The 3,026-nt window shown below is 74.8% G+C and carries 2 protein-coding genes; both read right to left on the bottom strand.

Features of this window, described 5'->3' with window-relative positions; translation table 11 throughout:
* Positions 1 to 1,405, bottom strand: a 1,405-nt coding sequence (locus DQW85_RS25255; RefSeq protein WP_162795362.1) for a beta-ketoacyl synthase N-terminal-like domain-containing protein, incomplete at its 3' end; no start/stop codon positions are given.
* The coding region (locus DQW85_RS25250; RefSeq protein ID WP_162795361.1) for a non-ribosomal peptide synthetase at positions 1,402 to 3,026 on the bottom strand (1,625 nt) is incomplete at its 5' end. The genes DQW85_RS25255 and DQW85_RS25250, both read right to left, overlap by 4 nt.

Below are 3,026 nucleotides of genomic sequence, written 5' to 3'. Positions count from 1 at the left end.
CGTCCAGCGCGGCCGGGGTGCGGGCGGAGATTTGCAGGAGGTGGGCCGGGCGCGGCCGGCCGGGCGGCAGCGGGGGCGGCGGCGCCTGCTCGACGATGACGTGCGCGTTGGTGCCGCCGATGCCGAAGGAGCTGACGCCCGCCCGGCGCGGGAAGCCGTTGGTCTCCCACTTGGTGAGGGTGGAGGTGACCTGGAACGGGTTGGAGCCGAAGTCGATGCGCGGGTTGGGGCTGGAGTAGTTGAGGCTGGGCGGGATCAGGCCGTGCTCCAGCGCCAGGATCGTCTTGATGAACCCCGCGATGCCGGCGGCCGGGCCGAGGTGGCCGATGTTGGTCTTCACCGAGCCGATGCCGCACCAGCCCGCCTCGTCGGTGTCGGCGCCTAACACGCTGGACAGGGCCGCCACCTCGATCGGGTCGCCGAGGGAGGTGCCGGTGCCGTGCGCCTCGACGTAGGTGACGGTGCGCGGGTCGATCTGGGCGACGCCGAGCGCCTGGGCGACGGCCGCGGCCTGCCCCTCGGAGCTGGGCGCGGAGAAGCCGACCTTGGTGGCGCCGTCGTTGTTGATGGCGTTGCCGATGACGATGCCGCGGACGTGGTCGCCGTCGGCGATGGCGTCGGACAGGCGTTTGAGCACCGCGATGCCGCCGCCTCCGCCCCAGATGGTGCCCTGTGCGGCGGCGTCGAAGGCGCGGCAGTGCCCGTCGGGGGCGTAGATGCCGTCCTGGTGGTACTGGTAGCCCCACTCGGCGGGCATCTCCAGGGACACACCGCCGGTCAGCGCCATGTCGCATTCGCCCGCGCGCAGCGCCTCGACCGCCAGGTGCAGCGCGACCAGCGAGGAGGAGCAGGCGGTGTGGGTGGTGAGGCTGGGGCCGCGCAGGTCGAGCTTGTAGGAGACGAGCGTGGCCAGGTAGTCGGGGTGGTTGCCGGTGTAGACGGCCAGGTTGCCGACGGAGGCGAACACCTTCTTGTTGGGGCGGATGTACATCCACTGGTACTCGTCGGAGCCGATCGTGCCGTACACGCCGACCTCTCCCGGGTAGCGGGAGGGGTCGTGGCCGGCGTCCTCCAGGGCGCTGTGCGCCAGCTCCAGGAACATGCGCTGCTGCGGGTCGCGCAGTTCGGCCTCGCGCGGGGACATGCCGAAGAACGCCGCGTCGAGGGCGCCGTAGTCGGCGGCGATGGACGCGGCGGGCACGAACGTGGGGTCGTCGAGCAGGTAGTCCGGGACGCCGAGGGCCTCCTGCTGCTCGCGGGTGTAGAAGGTGACGGATTCGACGCCGTCGACCAGGTTGCGCCAGAACGTGGGCACGTCCGGCGCGCCGGGCAGACGGCAGGCCAGCCCGACGACCGCGATCGGCTCGACCCCGGTGTCTTCTTCGTGGGGTATCGCAGCGGTCATTCCTTACTCTCCCGTCTGGCCTGGTGAGGCCCGTGCGTTTGGGGGCGTGCCCGCCGCGCCGCTATCCGCCGGGCGGCGCGCTGCGATCCGGCCGGGCGGCGTTCGCCGTCGAGGTGTGCGGCCAGGGCGCGGACGGTGGGGAAGCGGAACAGGTCCACGATGGGCACCTCGTGGCCGAGGGCCGCGGCCAGGCGGGCCTGGACCTGGGCGGTGGCGAGCGAGTGCCCGCCGATCTCGAAGAAGTTGGCGGTGGCGGAGATCCTCGGCAGGCCGAGCACCTCGCGCCAGATTCCGGCGATGAGCCGTTCGGTGCCGGTGGCGGGTTCGTGGCCGCCGCCGGTGGCGGTGCGGGGTGGTGGGGCGGGCAGGGCGGCGCGGTCGAGCTTGCCGTTGGGGGTCAGGGGCAGGGCGGGCAGCAGGAGGAGGTCGGCGGGCTGGGCGTAGTCGGGCAGGGTGGTGCGCAGGTGGCGTAGCAGCTCGCCGGGCTGGACGGCGGCACTGGCGGGCACCGCGTAGGCGCGCAGCACAGGCCCGCCCGGCTGGTCGGCGGTCGTGGCGGCGGCGGCGCGCACGCCGGGGTGGGCGAGCAGGGCGTGCTCGATCTCGCCGAGCTCCACCCGGTAGCCGCGGATCTTCACCTGGTCGTCGGCGCGGCCGGCCAGCACGGTACGGCCGTCGGGGTCGTAGCGGCCGAGGTCACCGGTGCGGTAGCGGCCGGTGCGGCCGTCGGCCTCGACGGTGAAGCGTTCGGGGGTGAGCCGCTCGTCGAGGTAGGCCTGGGCCAGGCGGCGGCTCCTGATGACCACCTCTCCCAGCTCGCCGACGGCGGCCGGGCCGCCGCCGGGGGTGACGACGAGCAGTTCGGCTCCGTCGACTCCGTGCCCGGCCGGCACCGGGTCGCCGCTTTCGGGCACCGGGTCGGCGATGTCGCAGACGGCCTGGGCCTGGGGGGTCTCGGTGGTGCCGTAGGTGTTGACCAGGCGGGCGGCCGGGGCGACCTGCCGGAAGCGGGCCGCGTCGGCGTGGGTGAGCCGGTCCCCGCCGAACACCACCAGCCTCAGGCCGGGCAGCGTCCGTCCGGCTGCCGCGACGAGGGTGGCCAGCTGGGGGGTGAGGTGGGCGACGGTGATCTGCTGATCGCTCAGCCAGGCGGCCAGCCGGGCGGGGTCGCGGACGAGGTCCTGGGCGGGCACGCACAGGCGGGCGCCCAGGGTGAGCGGGGTGAAGACGTCGCGCAGCAGCGGGTCGTGCGCCAGCCCGGCCAGCAGCGCGAACCTGTCGCCACCGGTCAGGCCGTGGGCGCGGGGGTACCAGTCGAGGAAGCGGGCCAGCGGCTCCTCGCGGGCGAGTACCGGCTTGGGCTCGCCGGTGGTGCCGGAGGTGAACGCCAGATACCCGCGCCGGTCGGGCGGCACGAGCGGGAACTCCCCCGCCGGCCCGCCCGCTGGCGTGGCCCGCCCAGAGCCGGAGGCGGCCCCTGGCGAGGTGGCCGCTCCTGGGGTCGTCGCCGGGGTGGTGGCCGTCCCTGGGGTGAGGATGTGCGGGAGCCAGGACAGCTCGGGCGGCACGGTGAGGCCGGGGCAGGCGATCAGCGCGCGGGCGCCGGCCGCGCGGGCCTGGG

Origin of the sequence: Nonomuraea lactucae (assembly GCF_003313395.1) — a bacterium.
Lineage (GTDB): Bacteria > Actinomycetota > Actinomycetes > Streptosporangiales > Streptosporangiaceae > Nonomuraea > Nonomuraea lactucae.
The sequence above is the reverse complement of the archived record's forward strand: the minus strand, read 5'-3'. Positions and strand labels throughout refer to the sequence as shown.